We start from the raw sequence: 18,780 nt of genomic DNA, 5'->3' as shown, positions 1-18,780 counted from the left end.
TAAATAAACGTGCTGGGACAAAAGATTCTTTAACTTTTGTCCCAGCACGTTTATTAATCCACCAATAAATGAACAAATTCTTCTTTGGTGATATTTACAAAGTAGTCTTCAAAGTTAAACGCTGCTAATGCTTGCCAAATTGATGAATACTGATAGTCCACACCTAATAAAGCTGCAACGATTTCCGCTGTTTCTTTTTTGGCAAAGTAATCACCATAAATCGTTAACTCAATTATTTTACCTTTTTCAACAGTCAAACGTGCATCCACGATGCCGCCTTTAAACTTTTCTTCTTTTTTGATCGTAAATTTAGGCGCTTCACCAAAAATCCAAGCTTCATTGCCATACACTTCAGCGACCAATTTCCTAATTTCCTGTTGATCTGCTTTGGTTAGGACATATTCTTTCTCCGCAACTTCAGTTAGAGATTCGACATCAAAGAGCTCCATCAGTAAACGATTGCGAAATTCCTCAATGGTTAATTGTTGATATTTTTCGTCTAAGTACGGCCGTAAATTGGTTACGCGTCCCCGAACAGATTTTGTCCCTTTTGATTCAATTTTTTTCTTAGAAACAGTTAAGACACGTTGAACTTCTGCCAAATCAACATCATACATCAAGGTACCATGAGTATACATCTTCCCCTTTTTTGTATACATGGCATTGCCAGAAAATTTTTTCCCATCAATTAATAAATCATTGCGACCGCTAATCTCGGCCCCCGTTGCGCCCATTTTATGTAATGCTTCAATAATTGGTTTAGTGAACGCTTTAAAATCCCCAAAAGCTTGATGTCCTTCCTGAACAACAAAACTAAAGCTGACATTCCCAAGATCATCATAAACAGCACCACCGCCCGATAAACGGCGAGTAATAACGATTCCCTTCTCTCTAGCATAAGCTAAGTCAATTTCTTCATAAGCATTTTGATTTCGGCCTAAAATAACACAGGGTTCCTGAATATAGAACAACACTAAGGGCTCTTCAAAAGAGAGAGTGTTTAATAGATAATCTTCCGTTGCTAAATTTTCACGAATATCTCGTGACTGCATTATGACATAACGCATAAGGTCGCCCCACTTCTTTTTCTTCTAGTGTATCACTTTCTTTCAAAATTGGTTCACTAAACGTCTTCTCTGGCCATTCTCAAAAGCGGATGATCAACAAAAAAACGAACGTGGGACAACAATCACTTTGGATGTTTGTTCCACGCTCAAAATCTAATAAACAGCAATTACAGAACTGTTTAGCTTTTTAGTCTAACCAAGTTACTACTTCTGAAACATCTCGTCGGACTGTTTCAAAGCCGGGTGTTTGAGCTTTGCCAATCGGAATAATCAGTCCGTTCACTAAATGATCCTCAATATTAAATAACTTGCGAACCGCTTCTGTTTCAAAACCAGACATCGCCACAGTATCATAGCCTCGATCTTTTACAGAAAGCATCAGCTGCATCGCAACTAAGCCTTGGTCTAACATTAGCCACTCTCTTTTTTGTTCTTCGCTAACATCATAGTACCAAGAAACATTTTCATTAATTCCTTGACGAATTTCTTCCGTCATCGTTCCTTGTGCGACAGCTTTAGCACTGATTTCATCTGCATTGGCCACTGTATAAGCAGTCAAATCACCTAATAAAATAATCACCGCCGCTGCCCCTTTAACTGCTGGTTGTTGCATCGAAACTTCGTAAAGGGCTTCTTTTTGTTCTTTTTCTGTGACAATTAAAAAACGCCATGAATTTAAATTGGTACTATTTGGCGCGAACATCGCTTCCTCAATTATGGCCATTAATTCCTCTTTAGGAATCTCAACATCTGGCATAAAATCCCGAACTGAACGGCGGCTGCGAACAACATCTTGATACATCATATTTCTTCTTCCTTCCTCTTACCTTACTTGACATAGTTATTATTACTCACTATGATGGAGAAAAAAAGTACGCACTTTTTATTCACCTAGGAAGAAAAAAGTAACCATTACGTGTCACAAGGAGAAACTATGACAACTGATAAACAAACCAGTATCAACTTAGCCCTTTCCACCATTAACGGCAAATGGAAATTATCATTAATGGATGAATTATTCCAAGGAACCAAGCGCAACGGTGAATTGATGCGTGCGCTCGACGGAATCACTCAACGCGTCCTGACAGATCGCTTGAGAGAAATGGAAAAAGATGGCCTAGTCCATCGAGAATCCTTTAACGAACTGCCCCCGCGTGTGGAATATACGCTCACTTCGGAAGGATATGCTCTTTACGATGCCCTCTCTTCACTTTGCCATTGGGGCGAAACATTTGCACAAAAAAGAGGTCGGGACAGAAGTGTTTAACTCCGAGAAATAAGAAGGAATTTCCGAAAATTGTTCTATAATTTTTGGAGAATTTCGGCTTATTTCCGAAGGAGTTGCTTCTGTTCCCGCCGTTTATCAATTTTTAAGCCTGGGACAAAAATCCAAAGTGATTTTTGTCCCAGGCTCTTTTTTATCTATTTTGGGTATTATGGGTAAACTTAAGATATTTTTGAAGTCCTTCTCGAATTGAATAAACGGGCGAAAAACCTAAGCCTTTCAAAGCAGAACTATCTGAAAGAGAATATTTTATATCGCCATCTCGTTCCTTTTGATAAGAAACTGGCAAAGAAAGTCCCACTAATTGGTTCATTTCTTCAATTAATTGATTAAGGGAAATGGCAACTTCGGTACCCACATTATAAACGTGTCCCAACGCTTCACTTTTGGTTGCTACTAAATTTAATGCAGTTAGGACATCATCAATGTAGATAAAGTCACGTGTTTGCTGACCATCTCCAAATATTGGAAATTGGCTCGCTTGCCCTTGCTCTAATTGGATATAACGATCCATCAAAATGGACAGGACACCAGAATAGGGTGAAGCAGGATTTTGATTGGGACCATAGACGTTAAAGAAGCGAACTGCACTCGTGGGTACCCCATGTAAATGGTATTCATTGAGAACATAACGTTCAGCAGCAAACTTATCAATAGCATAGGGACTCAAAGGGCAAATCATCGAAGTTTCTCTTTTAGGCAACGTTGGCTCTGCACCGTAAACGGCTGCCGACGAAGCAAAAACAAAACGTTTGAGCTCTTTTTGATATTTTTTTATTGATTCCAATATTTTCAATACACTAAAAAAATTGACCTCATGTGTCTCTAGAGGCTGTGCCACAGAACTTGCCACGCTTGCCACGGCCGCAAGATGAAAGATATACTCAAACGAATGCTTTGAAAGTACTTCGTCCAATAATTGCTGATCCGTCACACTTCCTTTAATAAAAACCAACTGCTCAGTTTGTTGCAAATTTGACACTCGCCCCATGGACAAATCATCAATCACAAAAACTTGATACTGTTGACTATAAAAATTAGCCAAATTAGAACCAATAAAGCCAGCTCCTCCAGTAATTAATAGTTTCTTCACCTCTTTGCTTCCTCTCTTTTTTTTAATTTAATTCCACTTTTTTCGTGTTATTTTCTCTTTGGAATAAAAAAATGCAATATCGAATGAACACATAACTTACAATAGCCACAGCTAATAACAGTTCAAAAGTAGACAAAATATTTAACAGACTCGTTAGGCCTACCTTTTCTGCAAATAAAGGTTTAACTTTGACTAATGCTGTCGCAGAAATCACTAATGGGAATGTAAAGGCAGCATAACTTGGATAGAATGTCACTTGCATAATTTTATATAGATTCACTACTACAATCCCATAAATACATTGAGATAAAATTAGCAAGAAAACAACTAATGGCATATACAAATGACCACCCATTGAAATATAGCCAGCTAAACATAACGAACCTGGCGCTGTCATAATCGTCAATAAAGGAATGGTCGATTCAGGCATTTCTTTCGACTTCGTAATTCTCTTGATTAAAATTGGTAACAAGAGTAAATAAAAGAACAACGCTACCCAAAAAACAATTTTTCCCAACTCATTGATAAACAATTGAGAAGTATTAGGAATAACGCCAATGCCGACAAACGTAATAAACCAGCTTGGATAAATGTGTTCCAATTCGATTTTTGTTGGAAAAATATGCACCGCTACAAAATAAATCATTAAAATAAAATGTAAAATCACTGCGCCAATCCACAACACATTAATCCAAGCAGCATTGGTAAATATCCGATCTAAGAAAACACAGATAACCATTAAAGCCATTGTAAATGTTGGTGATACCGAAGCAATAATTGGATCATCTAAGGTGCTTAATGCATGTTTCATTGTAAAAATAATTTTTAAAATAACTAAAATCATTAAGAGACTGCCAAGTACACAATAAATAGTCCCAATTGTTGCATATCCCAAGGAATAAAGTAAATTCCCCAAAGAAACCATCCCTAAAATTAGTCCACAAATGGGAATCGGGACTTTCCGCAAGAATTTTTTCGCACTTTCTACCATTATGTAGTCACACTCCGTCTTTATTTATTATTATTGATATTAATCAAAAGTATGTTATTATACTAAATGAAATATTTATATTTGTAAAATAAATATTTGCAATACCAACTATTAAGATAGTAAATAGAAAGAGGCGATTTTATGTTCGAATGGATCAAAACATTTATTGCTGTGTATGAAACCAAAAATTTTAGTGCGGCGGCCAAACAATTGTATATTTCTCAGCCAACTGTTTCTTTGCAAATCAAGAAATTAGAGCAACACTTTTCGATCAAGCTGTTCTATCGTAATGGAAAACAATCGGTTATTCCTACCAAAGAAGCTGATTTTTTATATCCAAAAATGCTCTCGATTATTGAAAGCTTAACCACTTCTTTTGCGCAAGCTGCAGAAAAAGAGAACTTTAAAGAAGACTGCATTATAGCCTCTTCAAATACAGTTGCTATTTATTTACTGCCAGATATTATGGAGAGTTTGGTTACCGCTTTTCCACTCATCAACTTTTCGATTCAACTGATGAATTCAAACGAAGTCGTGGATATGGTTCAAAATAATCATGCCCACATTGGGCTAATTGAAAAACCCATTGAAACCAAAAATCTACACAAAGAAATTGTTTATGAAGACCAACTAGTTCTAGCAGGAGATGCCGCTTCAAAATTTTGGCTCTTAAGAGAAAAGAACTCTGGCTTACGTTTTTTCAATGAGCTTTATCTCAACGAACACAGCATCAACTTACCAATTATCGAATTAAACAACAACGAAGTCCTGTTACAATTGCTAAAAAATAACATTGGGCAATCAATTGTTTCTCGATTATCTATTTCCGATGAGATCCCTTGGCAACCAATTGATCAGTCCTTTGCTTCTCGAAAAATTTTCATTGTCCAGACCGATCACCATGCCAATACTTCCTTCTCTGAAGTTTATAACCGAATCGTTGAAAAAATTCGTGAACGACAAGCCTAAAAAACAGGAGAACGACTTAGCTTTCGCTAAATCGTTCTCCTGTTTTTTATTTATCAGTTTCCTCTACCAATTCAAATTCAAAAGGTTCTAACTCAAATAGTTGGTGTAAAATTTGCTGGGTTTCTTGGAACACTTGTTGTGGCTCTTTACACAAAAGAGTGCTTTGAATGGTCTGTTTTTTTGATTGAAAAAGAATTCTCGTTTCCTCTTCCTTGAATACAACTTGATGAGTTTCCCTTTCAAACACCGTATATTCTTCGAACATTTCCATAACTAATTTTTGACGAAACCCTTCTTTGAGTGCTAATAAAGTTACTAAATCTGCAACGGTTAGTGTTTCTAACGCAATTGTTTCATCTTCTACATGAACAAGATAATTCGTACACTTCACATTCGGACAGGCATTGCAGCCGCCATTAATCAAATCTGAGGTAGTTGTTATTTTCACCTGTTTCATCTTAATCCTTCTTTCCTACTTTTCGAGAAAAACACAAGGGGTCTCCTCAAAAATATTCAATAAAATATGATTAACTTCTTGAAAGACTTCTTCGTGATTCCGGCATTGTTTTTCCATTACTAAACGCAGATCATTCACAACAAAAGTCAACGTCGTCGCTTGTTGGGAAACATGTATAAAACGGTTGCCTTTAACAAAACATTCTGTTTGTTCTTCAATGAATGGTTCTTTTTGATAGCCATATGCTGAAGCGACACATTCCAGGATTTCGTAGATTTCTATTTTTGGAAGTTCATAGCTAAAGCTACCGATAACTAGTTGAAAACAGTTCGGCTGTTTTTCATTATTGCTTGCATAATACACTGTTGTCGTTGTCATTTTGCCTCCTTATCTCCTCTATTTTCCTACTCTTATCATAACAAAAAAAGCACGCTTCCCTTATTTAAATTGTTAATAAAGACTATTACAGATTGGTATAACCACACCTAAAAAGTTCGTGATATAATTCACTAAGAAAGAAATATTACAGAAAGAAGAGATGAACGATGAAAGTATTTAACAAAAAAGTCGCAATTATTGGTACTGGTTTTGTTGGCACAAGTATTGCCTATTCCATGATCAACCAAGGGATTGCGAATGAATTAATCTTAGTTGATATTGACAAAGCCAAATCTGAAGGCGAAGCAATTGACTTATTAGATGGTGTGTCTTGGGGTCAAGAAAATGTAAACGTCTGGGCTGGCGACTATCAAGACTGCCAAGATGCCGATATCGTCGTGATTACAGCTGGCGCTAATCAAAAACCTGGGCAAAGTCGTCTAGATTTGGTTTCAATCAATGCAGAAATTATGAAAACAATTGTTAACAATATCATGAAATCTGGTTTTGATGGAATTTTAGTGATTGCCTCAAATCCTGTCGATGTACTGACTTATGTGGCTTGGCAAGCTTCTGGTTTACCTGTTTCAAGAGTAATTGGAACTGGTACAACTTTGGACACAACTCGTTTCCGCAAAGAACTGTCTCAACGTTTAGCGATTGATCCACGCAATGTTCACGGCTATATTATTGGCGAACACGGGGATTCTGAAGTGGCTGTTTGGTCTCATACCATGATTGGTACCAAACCTATTTTAGAAATTGTGGATACGACAGAGCGCTTAACTAGTGACGATTTACCAATCATTTCTGATAAAGTGAAAAATACAGCTTATGAAATTATCGATCGCAAACAAGCGACCTATTATGGGATTGGTATGAGTACTGCACGCATTGTTAAAGCCATTTTAAATAATGAACAAGCTATTTTACCTGTCTCAGCTTACTTAGATGGGCAATATGGGCAACAAGATGTATTTACAGGGATTCCTGCAGTCGTTGGCAATCAAGGCGTGACTGACATTATTGAATTGAATCTAAATGCTGCTGAAAAAGAACTCTTCCAAAAATCAGTGACACAATTAAAACAAGTGATGGCATCGTTACAATCTAACGCTCAGTAATTTTTAACTAAAAATAACACTTCAACTAAATTATTCTCTACCAAAATAGATTCTAATTCCCCTTTATCGTTCTTTTTGGTACCATGAAAGAAGAACTTCAACTAAAGCAGAAATTAGGAGGACAAAAAATGGTAATCCAAGGAGATACGTTAGAAAATAGCGCACGTCGTTTATTGCAAGAACGTGGCGTAACAATGAATGATTTAGCTGAACTTGTGTTATTTTTACAAAAAGATTATATTGACAATTTAACATTAGATACTTGTTTAGAAAGTGTTGATGCCGTGTTAACAAAGCGTGAAGTACACAACGCGATTATTACAGGTGTCCAACTGGATATTCTGGCAGAAGAAAACAAGCTACTCTCACCGTTACAAGAAATTTTAACGGAAGATGAAGGGCTTTATGGCATTGATGAAATTATGGCGCTCTCCATTGTAAATGTTTATGGATCTATCGGTTTTACGAACTATGGGTATATCGACAAGGTAAAACCAGGCATTTTAAAAGAGTTAAATGCGCATGATGGCGAACATGTCCACACATTCTTGGATGATATCGTGGGCGCAATTGCGGCTGCGGCTGCCAGTCGGTTGGCTCACTCACAACCAGATTTAAGTGATATTACTAAATAAAAAAACTTGCCTCTTCATTTTTATGAGAAGAGGCAAGTTTTTTATTTGCTGGACTTCTCACAAGCTTTCTACTTAACAGTAATTATTTGCCGTGTTATGTTACAGTCAAGAATAAACAGCTAAAGGAGGTTATCTAGAAATGAAAAAGTTTTTACGCGTATTTTTAATTTTTATTGGGGTATTTTTTCTTGCAAGTTGCGGTTCAAAAATAGAGACAAAAACCTTTGTAGGTTCGCCACAAGATGGGATTGATTCCACCTTAACCTATACGTACCAAGGAGATAAAGTCTTAACGCAAACGGCTAAAAACATTGTTTCTTATGACAAATTGGGGATTACAAAAGAAGAGGCAAAAACAGCGTTGGAACCCGTTTCTAAACAATATGAGGACATCAAAGGGCTTAATTACAAACTGACCTATGAGGACAAACAAGCCATCGAAAAATTGACGATTAATTATGAAAAACTTGATTATGATAAAGCCAAAAAAGTAGATGGTATCCAGATTGATGGAGATTCTTCTAAGGGAATTAGCATGAAGAAAAGCCAAGAATTGGTGGAGTCACAAGGTTATACAGAACAAAAATAATAAAAGAAAGCGTGCGACAATGGGCATTGTTGCACGCTTTCTTTTGATTATTTAAATCGATGTTGCCATCTTCACTGCTTGAATTGGGTCAAAATGATGGACAGAGTAAACGACTGTACCGGCTTGCCAAACTACTGAGTTTCGATTATAGTCAGTGGTTCCTGCCACGTTCAGTGTGATTTGACCAACGGTATTCGGTGCTGGCAACGTTTCTTGTTCCAAAATGTTGACCACATTTTTCGCTAAATCATCAGGCGATTCACCATTGATATTTGAGGCCCGTACGACTAAACTCCAATTGCCTTCTTGCCAAGATAAGTAACTAGAACCTGCCGCCCCTTGTTTATACCCAGTAATATTGTAACCTAAATCTACTGGTTGACCGCCATTGTCAATGATTTGGTTCACTGCATTTTTTGCTTCGACATCAGAGCCATATGTTTTTTTCTCAAAAGAACTAATTGGCGTTAACTGATTGACACGTGCATCATTCACTGGAATCGCTTCTTTTTCTGCATAATATAAAACACGGAAATTGTTTTGATCCGCTTGTGAAGTTGTCGCTGCAGTTAAAAAGTTATTCGTTTGACTCGTTAAAATTGCCTGCGGTAAGCCTTGACCAGGAAACATGTTTGCTAGCTGGTTAAGCACTTGCTTGGCTTGGTCATCTGGATTCGCATTTTTCGCTGGTGATTGTTTTTCTGCTGAGCCATTATTTGCCACTTCCTTCGTAGAAGAAGCTGTTGCTTTCGAATCAGCTGTCGTTGTTCCTGACGGTTTCGCATCACTAGATTTTGTTGCTGCTTTGCTACTTGATTCTTTTGTAGCAGATGCTTTTGTACTCTCGACTGTGGTACTTTCCGCAGCACTGGAACGACTATCCGTATTTTCTGTACTTTTTCCGCCGCCGCATGCTGCTAAAGCAAGGGTTAAAAGAAAAGCACTAGAAATAAGCCCTATCTTTTTCATAAGAATTCCTCCTTGTTTTCCCTACCCCTATTGTACCTTAATCATGTGTATCCGTCACTTGTTTGTGTTTCGTTCTAGTTGGTTTAAATAACAGAAAGTGGACGGTAGGATTCGAACCTACACCTCAACATTGAGCAAGAATAAACTACTGTTAGTCTCTATGAGTTTAACACCACGTTCATCCACCTATTTGATTGATCCTTTGTATCATAACTTAGAATAATTAAATTGCCTTTAAGGAGCTTCAAAGATTATATGAAGAATTGTAAAAAATCTGTGACGAAAAAACGATTGAACCAATCAGCAGAGACACTGAGGTTCAATCGTAACCAATTGTTTAATTATCTGAAAAAACTCACAATTCAACGTTAGTCCCTGGTGCTTTTTTGTTTTCCCCTTGTTGTTTTTTTAAGAATATCCCCAGAATGACGGTAATAATAGGGCAAAGCAATGGGAAAAAGGCATACGGTAAGTATTCTAGTGCACCAACTTTTAACGTTCCCATAATGAAGGTACCACTAACTCCCCAAGGAATTAACGAGTTGACTGCCGCCCCAGCATCTGCCAAAGTACGAGTTAAATATTTTTTATCAATACCTAAACGAGTAAATGAGGATTTAAATGTTTCCCCTGGTAAAATAATTGACAAATATTGTTCGCCAACTAGTAAGTTAATTCCCACAGAACTTAAGGCAGTTAAAGCGATTAATTTGGCTGGATTATTCACATAGCCTTTAATTTTATCAATTAAAGTAGCCACGATGTTAAACTTAATCAACAAGCCGCCCAAACCTAATGCCAAAATAATCAACGCAGCAGAACCTAACATGCTTTCAATCCCACCACGAGATAAAAGTGTATCAATACTTTGGTCCCCTGTATCTGCCACATAGCCACTCATTAAAACGGTAGAAACTTTCGCTAAACTTAGGTGATGATCATTTATAAAAGCTAAGATGACCGCCACTGTAGAGCCGACTAATAACGTTGGAATAGCCGGTACCTTTTTCCAAGCGAATAAGAATAAAACCGCTACTGGCAACAATGTAATCGGTGAAATCCAGAATCCTTGATGTAACGTTTGGACCATTGCATCAACCGATTGTAAATCCGCCGAACCAGATTGATGTCCCAAGAAGATATAACCGACAATCGAAATAATAAACGCCGGAATAACAGTGTACATCATGTTTAGTATATGTTCAAAAAGGTTCACGCCACCAATTCCAGCAGCTAAGTTTGTTGTATCAGATAACGGTGAAATGTTGTTCCCCAAAAAGGCACCTGAAACAACTGCACCAGCTGTCATCGCATTGTCGAATCCAAGAATATGTCCAATACCTAGAAAGGCAATCCCCATAGTTGAAACAGTTGTAAAGGAGCTCCCTACCGTCACACCAACTAGTGCACAGACCACAAAAACGGTTGGTAAGAAGAACTTCACTGAGATAATTTTAAAACCATAGACCATAATTGTTGGAATCGTCCCAGACAAGATCCAAGTAGCAACTAAGACACCTATCAACAAGAAAATAATAATCGGAATGATCCCTGGTTTAATCCCTTCCACAATGCCCTCGTGGATCTCATCCCAAGAAAATCCTTTCCATTTGCCATAAAGCAACAACAACATGAATACAAAAAGAATCGGTATGTGAGGGGTTAATTTTTGACCAATAATTAAGTACCCGAGAATCGCTAACAAGGCAATCAAAATGCCTAAACTTTCAGCGAACGAAACAGTGGGTTTCGTTGATTTCATATGAAAACCTCCTTTTATGGAAAGCGAAAACTGAAGCAATAATCGAACTTGCTTCAGTTTCCAAACGACAATTTACTATAGTCATCAGATGAAGAGGCACTCAGCAAAATAATTGCTAGCCTTTTTATTCACCTAAATCTTCTTTTACTTCCGTTGCCCAACTTGCTTTTTTAAAGCGATTAATGATTAACGGAATCACAAACATAACAATAGTGATTAATGCAACTAAGACTGCATCAGTCACGGTTGTTGTACCTAATGTGGCAAAAATAACAATGATAACACTAAAAATTAACATTGCTGCCACTAAATAAGCTAAGCCATTACCTTTTTTACCAATTCGGTAAGGACGTAGTGTATCTGGTTGAGATTTACGTAATTTAATTAGGGAAATCGCAATCAATACATACACAATACTATAAATAATTGTTGTTGCATTTGTTAAAGTTAAGAATACAGCGTTGACATCATCCATTACCCCATAAAGTAAAGCGAATAATGAGATAACCACAGATTGTGTTAACACAACGTTACGAGAAACGCCATATTTATTTTCGCGATGGAAACCAAATTTTGGTGGCAATAAGCCATCACGAGCAACTTGAATAATTGTTTTTGATGGTCCAGTAACCCAAGCAGATAATTGTAATAACACACCTAAGAAGACCATGAAACTAAAGATATTACCAATAATTGTTGGTAAACCTAAAACGTCACAATAAAGCAAAATTGGTTGTGTAATGTTAGACAATTCCATTTTGCCATTTGGAACAATATTAGCAACAAACATTGCATTAATAACGTTTAATAAAACTAAACCAATTAATGAAATGAAAACGCCTTTTGTATAATTTTTTGTTGCATCTTTCAAACGAGGAATATAAACAGAAGACATTTCAATCCCAACAAAGATAAACGCAATCCCTGCTAGATATTTAAATGTGTCCATATTTTCTAAGTTTGGTAAAACTTTTGACCAAGAGAAGGCACCTAAATAGCCACCAGGTGTTAAGCCTACTTTAATCATTGAAAGAAGACCTAAAACAAACATAACTAATACTGGGATGTAAACACCTAGCCAAACACCAATATTTCCGCCAACTTTCGCCATGTCAAATTTCAAGTTCAAGATTGTAATAATCCAGTAAATCACTAAGATACAACCTAATACGAACCAATGATTTTCACCTAAATGAACATTACCAAATGTATTACCTAGCAAAGGGCCTAATGTAGAAGCAACCATTACCATTCCTGGGAACATTTGCACCCATAGTAACCAAGCGACAACAAAACCCCATTTGCTACCTAAGGCAGTTTTAACCCAAAGTTGAGGGCCACCTTCTTGAGGAAGCATCGTAGATAATTCACCAGATATCAATGCGATTGGACCAGCAAAGAATAAGACCGCGAAAATTGTGTAAGAAATTAATGTCCAACCAACAGCAGCAAGTGTTGGGATACTACGTACAGTTGCACACAATGCCATTGTTAAACCGATAAAAGTACCTAATTCAATTTTTTTAACTTGTTGTTTATCCAATTTTGTACACTCCTTATAAGATTTTGGATAAGGAGCATGAATGACTGTTATACGCTGAGTAAAACAGTCATTCGACTGCCTCTTACCCAGACAAAGAATTGGTTAAGAGGTTAGCCGTCTGATTGATTTATCTCTTAAATAAATCAGACGAACGTTCCCTCATTCGGTTACCATTTCTTTTTTCCGTTTAAGATTCAATTATTTTACGTCGTAAATTTGTTCTAATTTTTCTTGTAAAGCAGCTTGAATCTTAGGAGCGTAAACATCAAATTCTTCTTTATCGTTCATGTATGGAGTCATTACAGCAGCACGTAACACAGTTACTTTACCTGCACGGTTCCATTCTTCGTCACTAAATCCTAAGCTGTTTACAAATTTTAATGGGCTGTTGCCATAATCTGGAATAGCAAAGTCAGTATGTGAAGTAATGAATTCGTTGTTGTAAATATTTCCTTTAACGTATGATGCATAGTCATATACATCATGGTTTAATTTGTTCATTGCTACTAAATCATCGTTGCCTTTTTCTTTAAACACATAGTCAACCATGTTGAAGTCTGGATGAGTCAATGTGTGGACTTCGATTTCTTTGTCGCCAACTTTGAATGTTAAATCATTCAAGAAGTTATAGAAGTGATGTGATCCTTCAATTGAAGCACCAATTAATTTACCATAACCTGCAACGTTTAAAGGTAAAACGTGATGTGCAGCCCATACAGAAGCAGCTGTTGCACCAGCTTTTGAACCTTCAAGGATATAAGCACCTAGTAACGCAGGAATATCGGCACCTTTTTCAAATACGTAAGTTGCGAAGTAAGAAATAACGTCGCGCATACGGATATCTTGGATAACGATACCACCAGCTGAATAAGGGATATAACCCATTTTATGAGGGTCAATTGTTACTGATTCTGCTAATTCGATTGCTTTATATGCATCGTACACTTCTCTTGAAATGTGTTCTTTTTTCTCTTTGAAGACACCGTATTCTTCGTGAACATCTTGTAAATCTTCGTAAGGGATGAAGTTGTTGTCTTCGTCTAAGAAGATGGCACGTCCATAACCACCATAAGCAGCATCAACGTGTACATAATAGTAAATACCGTCTTTCATTAATTCATCGCGTAAAGCAATAATTTTATCGATTGAGTCAACGGCACCTTCTTCAGTAGAACCAACTACACCGACAACACCTAGCACTGGAATTTGTTCTTCTGCTAAGCCACGAACGATTTTTTCTAATTCGTTGATATCCATACGGTAGTTATGGTCAACTGGTACTGGGATAACTTGATCTAAACCGATACCGATAATATCAGCAGCTTTTAACCAAGAATAGTGTTTAGTTTGTGGGACTAACCATTTACCGATTGCTTGTAAATGTTTACCTGAACGAGCTGAATGAGCTTTGATTTCATCAATTTCATCTTCAGCTGATTCTAATAAGTCCATAATTTCTTTTGTTGGCATGTTCAATAGTTCCCAATCTGATTTGCCAGCAACTAATTCTGGTTTTACTTCTTTCATAGCAAATGGTAATGATTTAATGTTACGGGCATACCATAAGCCTTCTAAGTTAGCTAAAGAACCATCAGCAACGATGTGTCCCCAACCATTTTTGTAGCTCATTAAGTGAGCAAATTCATGTCCTACTTCTTCTTCCATTTGAGAAGTTGCTGGAGAAGATTCATAGGCAACGTTGTTCCCGTTCCATAGCATTGCAAAGTTGTAAGCTAATAGAGAAGGCATTAATGTTTCTGAGTTCATATGTCCCCAATATCTACCTGCTGTATGCCATGGAACTGAATGTGTACGCATGCGAGAAGAGATTTCATTCAATACATCTTTCATATGGTTGACAGTTTTTTCGTAGCTTTCAGATGTGCGTTCTTGAGAAGAGATAACTGGCATGTCTTGTGGCATGTAGTTTTGACGCCATCCTAAATGTTCATCTACTAAGTCGATCAACAAGTCTTTATATAATTGTCCGTTTTCGGCTTTGTCCCCAATGAATAATGCATTAAGGTTCATTTCGCCTTTTGCTAATTTTTCGTTTTTCATACGAAAATTCCTCCTTACAAATTTTAATGAATTAGATTTTGCATTCACAACTTACACCCAAACGGCTAAAGTGTAAAGAAGAAAAATAACAATGGTTATCATAGCTCTTTAATTTTATAATTTTTTCACAAGGTGTCTTGTCAGAACCATTATATAAAAAAATAAGAGTGGGATTGTGTGTACAATCCCACTCTTATTAGGTGTATTAACGGTTTCACCACTACCTGTAAGGAGAAATAGAATTTTAACTTTGATCAAATAATCACACGTCTTCTCTTCGTGAAATTATTATCAATTTCTAATCCATTACTTTTGCTAAAAAGTAATTTTTCTTCCCTTTCCGTACAACAACGAATTTTCCATCGAAATGTTGTGTTGGATCGACTGCAAAATCTAAATCGGTAACTCGGTCACCGTTAATACTTATAGCTCCTCCGCTCACATCTTCGCGAGCTTGACGTTTTGATGGTTCGATTTCTGTGTCAACTAACCAATCTACGATGTTTTTAGCATCTTTGGTAATTTCAACAGTTGGCACATGTTCTAACCCTTGCTCGATTTCCTCAATCGTTAAGTCTTTAATATTGCCTGAGAAAAGAGCTTCTGAAATTTTTTGCGCTTCTTCTAATGCTGCATCATCGTGAACAAATCGTGTCACTTCTTCAGCTAAGCGTCTTTGTGCTTCACGTTTACCTGGTTCTTTTTCAACTTTTTCAGCTAACGCATCGATTTCTTCTTTATCTAAGAAAGTAAAGAATTTCAAGTATTTGATGACATCACGATCATCTTGGTTTAACCAGAATTGGTAGAATTCAAATGGTGAGGTTTTCTTAGGATCTAACCAGATAGCGCCACCCGCTGTTTTCCCAAATTTTGTACCATCTGCTTTTAGCATTAAAGGAATGGTTAACCCGAATACTTTGGCTTCTGGTCCTTCTTTTTTACGAATCAAATCTAATCCTGCAGTGATATTGCCCCATTGATCAGCGCCACCAATTTGCAATTGAATATTATGTTTTTTATGCAATGTGTAAAAGTCAATTGATTGAAGAATTTGGTATGTGAATTCTGTAAAGGAAATGCCACTTTCTAAACGACTAGCGACAATGTCTTTTGCCAACATCGTGTTGACATTAAAGTTTTTCCCGTAATCTCTTAAAAAATCTAATAAAGATAGTTCTGATAACCAATCGTAGTTGTTCACCATTGTTACCTCAGCATCTTTACCAAATAATTTTTTCATTTGATTTGAAAGACTGTCCACATTATGTTGCACAGCTTCCATCGTTTGTAAGACACGTTCAGTTGTTCGTCCACTTGGATCACCAATTGTTCCAGTTCCGCCACCAATTAAAATGTATGGGTGATGACCTGCTAATTGGAATCGTTTCATCATCATAAAAGGAATTAAATGTCCAATATGCATGCTATCTCCAGTTGGATCGACACCGCAATATAGCGAAATGCTCGTATTTTCTGTAAGTTCTCTTAATCCTTCTTCGTTTGTTTGTTGATTGATTGCATCACGCCATGCTAGCTCGTCAATGATATTCATGTTATCACCCTCCATATTTATAATTATCTCTTTATAGGAAATCGTTCATTTAAAGAAATAAACGATTAACACACTTGTTTTTACACGATATTCCGTGTTTATTTCTATGTATACACGAGTTCACGAAATTTTCTTTGATTTGCCACGTATTCAAAAAAAGAATACAAAAAATCCCTAAGCCGTCGAAACGACTTAGGGACGAATTTCTCGTGGTACCACCCAAATTTATACATAGTTTAGTTTATTTAAAATACTATATACCTCTTAACAAATAACGCTGTTACCCGTGCCCTGTAGGCAGAAGCTCAAGAATGTAATTCGATAAATAACGTGTACTAGTTTCCAGCGCCACTAGCTTTCTGTAACAGTGGTTATTTCTCTACTGCTTTTCTGTCATTGCTTTGTATTTAACTTGTACATGTAGCATATTCCTTTTCGTTTTTTTTGTCAACACTCTTTGCTTAATTTTTTTTACTTTTATAAAAGATGTCCCTTTTTCACAAAAATAAAATAACGAATTCACAATAAGATTTATTTATTTTAACAGCAACTACAGATAAAAAAATAACGAAAAAATTTAAAAAATATTCTTTTAAATTTTTTTGGCTTTTTTTGTGATTTTCTATACTTTTATAAAATTCCCGAAGAAAAATGACGAACTTCGGATCAGAAGTTCGTCATTTTGTGAAAAACAGTTTTAAAGAATTGGTGAGAATAATCGTGAAATTTGTTGTTTAAAAATCAACCATTTTGACATGTCGCGAACAACTTCTGGAGTCATTGTTGTACATTTTTTTCGATCTTCTAAGAAAATTGCTTCTAATTGATCAATGATTTTTTTATCATATAACACAGCATTTGCTTCAAAGTTTAATTTGTAACTTCGGATATCTTGATTGGCTGAACCTACTGTGCAGACTTCATCATCCATAATCATTGTTTTCGCATGTAAGAAACCACCGTTATAAATTAAAATTTCAATATTTTCTTTCATCAACAAGCGCCCGTAATACTGTGTTGCTCGATAAATAAACGGATGGTCGGGCTTATCTGGAATCATAATTTTAACATCTACTCCTGAAGCCGCAGCAACCTTTAAAGCCGCCAAGACACTATCATCAGGAACTAAATACGGCGTTTGAATCCAGACTCTTTTCTTGGCAGAAGTAATCAATTTAATAAAGGCCAATTTAATTTGTTCACGGTCACTATTAGGACCACTGGCAATCATCTGAATGGATGTATTTGCCTCTGGCACCAACGCTTCAAGTTTAAAGAAATAATCCAATTGATACGCCACACGATTTTTCTCAGGGGAAGAGACGTTCCAATCCATTAAAAAACGCATTTGCAGTAATGAGGCTGCTGGCCCTTGAATCCGTAAATGTGTATCCCGCCAATAGCCAAACTTTTTAGTCGTTCCGGCATATTGATCGGCAACATTAAAGCCGCCAATGTAGCCTACTTTCCCATCAATAACAACAATTTTCCGGTGATCATGATAATTCAAACGAAACTTCAAAAGTGCTTTTTGAGAAGTAATAAACGTTTGGACAAAACCGCCGTTTTTTTTCAATTCATTCAAATGATGAACCTTGGTGCCCTTTGAGCCAAAGGCATCGTAAAGCAACCGCACTTCAACCCCTTCAGCCGCCTTTTCTTCTAATAAGTTCAAAATTTTGGTACCGATATGATCCGTTACAAAGGCATAATATTCAATATGAATGGAGTGCTGAGCTTTTTTTATGTCCGCCATCAACGCATTGAATTTTTCCGTACCATCCGTAAAAATTTCAACATCATTTTTCTTAGTCAGGGGCATCCTATTTAACGAGGAAAAAAAGTCTGTAAACTGTTGTTGCTCCTCCGTCGGCATCTTTTGACTATAAAGTTCAAAACTTTCTTCTTGGAAGTTCTGAAAATTCTCTAATTCCCGTAAATCACTTTGTTGCAAATAAAATTTCTTTTTGTCGGTTAAACCGCGCCCAAAGAATAAATATAAGAAAAAACCAAAAACGGGTAGAGCAATCAGTACGAGTAGCCATGCCCAAATTGCTGCTACATCTCGAGGTTTTAACAAAATGGTAATTCCCGCAATAATTGCATTAATAAAATAAATAACTGTTAAGACGCTAAGAATCAATTGTCTTCCTCCTTTATTTGTTACGTTTTAGTATACCATCAATTACGGATTTGGAATATCTTTTCTTTAGCGACTTCTGTCTCAAAAAATAAAAAGAACCCCCATTCTAGTTAGTGATACTAGAATGAGGGGGTCTTTTTGATGTTTGTTTGAAAGTCC

17 protein-coding genes and 1 other annotated feature are annotated in these 18,780 nt (G+C 36.6%); of the genes, 5 read left to right on the top strand and 12 right to left on the bottom strand.

The genetic code is table 11. The features are described from left to right. Nucleotides 1-53 precede the first annotated feature (53 nt). Both IGM13_RS02625 and IGM13_RS02620 read right to left on the bottom strand, forming a co-directional pair. Nucleotides 54-1,067: a lipoate--protein ligase gene (locus IGM13_RS02625; RefSeq protein WP_010715030.1), complete on the bottom strand. Its 1,014-nt coding sequence runs from the start codon at nt 1,065-1,067 to the stop codon at nt 54-56. Between the two features lie 187 nt (nt 1,068-1,254). Continuing rightward, the gene (locus tag IGM13_RS02620) at nt 1,255-1,872 is read right to left on the bottom strand and encodes a nitroreductase family protein (RefSeq protein ID WP_002419964.1); all 618 of its coding nucleotides are present in this window, start codon (nt 1,870-1,872) and stop codon (nt 1,255-1,257) included. A gap of 111 nt (nt 1,873-1,983) precedes the next feature. On the opposite strand from IGM13_RS02620, the gene IGM13_RS02615 reads away from it, so the two are divergent. Then, nucleotides 1,984-2,334 carry a winged helix-turn-helix transcriptional regulator gene (locus IGM13_RS02615; RefSeq protein WP_002415976.1) on the top strand — a complete coding sequence of 117 codons (351 nt, stop codon included), beginning with the start codon at nt 1,984-1,986 and terminating at the stop codon, nt 2,332-2,334. A 151-nt stretch (nt 2,335-2,485) separates the two neighbouring features. On the opposite strand, the gene IGM13_RS02610 is transcribed toward IGM13_RS02615, so the two are convergent. Both IGM13_RS02610 and IGM13_RS02605 read right to left on the bottom strand, forming a co-directional pair. After that, complete coding sequence (locus IGM13_RS02610) at nt 2,486-3,445, bottom strand: GDP-mannose 4,6-dehydratase (RefSeq protein WP_002419963.1); 960 nt, start codon at nt 3,443-3,445, stop codon at nt 2,486-2,488. Nucleotides 3,446-3,467: 22 nt separating this feature from the next. Next, nucleotides 3,468-4,436 (bottom strand): TDT family transporter, encoded by a 969-nt coding sequence (locus IGM13_RS02605; protein WP_002355462.1) that lies wholly within the window; start codon nt 4,434-4,436, stop codon nt 3,468-3,470. Nucleotides 4,437-4,577: 141 nt separating this feature from the next. Between IGM13_RS02605 and IGM13_RS02600 the strand changes: the two genes are divergently transcribed. Then, nucleotides 4,578-5,405 (top strand): LysR family transcriptional regulator, encoded by an 828-nt coding sequence (locus tag IGM13_RS02600; protein ID WP_002355461.1) that lies wholly within the window; start codon nt 4,578-4,580, stop codon nt 5,403-5,405. 46 nt (nt 5,406-5,451) lie between these two features. Here the strand turns inward: IGM13_RS02600 and IGM13_RS02595 are convergent, their stop codons facing one another. Next, a complete protein-coding gene (locus IGM13_RS02595; protein ID WP_002375889.1) occupies nt 5,452-5,862 on the bottom strand; it encodes a DUF4809 family protein in 411 nt (136 codons plus the stop codon). A gap of 15 nt (nt 5,863-5,877) precedes the next feature. Next, the gene (locus tag IGM13_RS02590) at nt 5,878-6,240 is read right to left on the bottom strand and encodes a DUF4809 family protein (RefSeq protein WP_002419962.1); all 363 of its coding nucleotides are present in this window, start codon (nt 6,238-6,240) and stop codon (nt 5,878-5,880) included. Nucleotides 6,241-6,407: 167 nt separating this feature from the next. Here IGM13_RS02590 and IGM13_RS02585 point away from each other — a divergent pair, with 167 nt between their 5' ends. From IGM13_RS02585 to IGM13_RS02575, 3 genes are all read left to right on the top strand, one after another. Then, the gene (locus IGM13_RS02585) at nt 6,408-7,364 is read left to right on the top strand and encodes an L-lactate dehydrogenase (protein ID WP_002419961.1); all 957 of its coding nucleotides are present in this window, start codon (nt 6,408-6,410) and stop codon (nt 7,362-7,364) included. Nucleotides 7,365-7,492: 128 nt separating this feature from the next. Further along, nucleotides 7,493-7,999 carry a phosphatidylglycerophosphatase A family protein gene (locus IGM13_RS02580; protein ID WP_002355457.1) on the top strand — a complete coding sequence of 169 codons (507 nt, stop codon included), beginning with the start codon at nt 7,493-7,495 and terminating at the stop codon, nt 7,997-7,999. Nucleotides 8,000-8,138: 139 nt separating this feature from the next. Then, nucleotides 8,139-8,588, top strand: a complete 450-nt coding sequence (locus IGM13_RS02575) for a YehR family lipoprotein (protein WP_002382937.1) — start codon at nt 8,139-8,141, stop codon at nt 8,586-8,588. Between the two features lie 51 nt (nt 8,589-8,639). On the opposite strand, the gene IGM13_RS02570 is transcribed toward IGM13_RS02575, so the two are convergent. The 6 genes from IGM13_RS02570 to cls all read right to left on the bottom strand — a co-directional run bounded on the left by IGM13_RS02570 (nt 8,640) and on the right by cls (nt 18,621). Next, the gene (locus IGM13_RS02570) at nt 8,640-9,557 is read right to left on the bottom strand and encodes a hypothetical protein (RefSeq protein ID WP_002419960.1); all 918 of its coding nucleotides are present in this window, start codon (nt 9,555-9,557) and stop codon (nt 8,640-8,642) included. 355 nt (nt 9,558-9,912) lie between these two features. After that, nucleotides 9,913-11,319 (bottom strand): Na+/H+ antiporter NhaC, encoded by a 1,407-nt coding sequence (gene nhaC / locus IGM13_RS02565; RefSeq protein ID WP_002419959.1) that lies wholly within the window; start codon nt 11,317-11,319, stop codon nt 9,913-9,915. Between the two features lie 124 nt (nt 11,320-11,443). After that, nucleotides 11,444-12,862, bottom strand: a complete 1,419-nt coding sequence (gene tyrP / locus IGM13_RS02560; RefSeq protein ID WP_002355453.1) for a tyrosine-tyramine antiporter — start codon at nt 12,860-12,862, stop codon at nt 11,444-11,446. Nucleotides 12,863-13,060: 198 nt separating this feature from the next. Beyond that, nucleotides 13,061-14,923 (bottom strand): tyrosine decarboxylase, encoded by a 1,863-nt coding sequence (gene tdc / locus IGM13_RS02555; protein WP_002355450.1) that lies wholly within the window; start codon nt 14,921-14,923, stop codon nt 13,061-13,063. A gap of 298 nt (nt 14,924-15,221) precedes the next feature. Then, the gene (gene tyrS / locus IGM13_RS02550; protein WP_002355444.1) at nt 15,222-16,478 is read right to left on the bottom strand and encodes a tyrosine--tRNA ligase; all 1,257 of its coding nucleotides are present in this window, start codon (nt 16,476-16,478) and stop codon (nt 15,222-15,224) included. A 191-nt stretch (nt 16,479-16,669) separates the two neighbouring features. Next, nucleotides 16,670-16,884, bottom strand: a binding site (T-box leader). Between the two features lie 291 nt (nt 16,885-17,175). After that, nucleotides 17,176-18,621, bottom strand: a complete 1,446-nt coding sequence (gene cls, locus IGM13_RS02545; RefSeq protein ID WP_002361214.1) for a cardiolipin synthase — start codon at nt 18,619-18,621, stop codon at nt 17,176-17,178. Between the last annotated feature and the right edge of the window lie 159 nt (nt 18,622-18,780).

This window comes from Enterococcus sp. DIV0561, assembly GCF_050539875.1.
GTDB lineage: Bacteria > Bacillota > Bacilli > Lactobacillales > Enterococcaceae > Enterococcus > Enterococcus faecalis.
The sequence above is the reverse complement of the archived record's forward strand: the minus strand, read 5'-3'. Positions and strand labels throughout refer to the sequence as shown.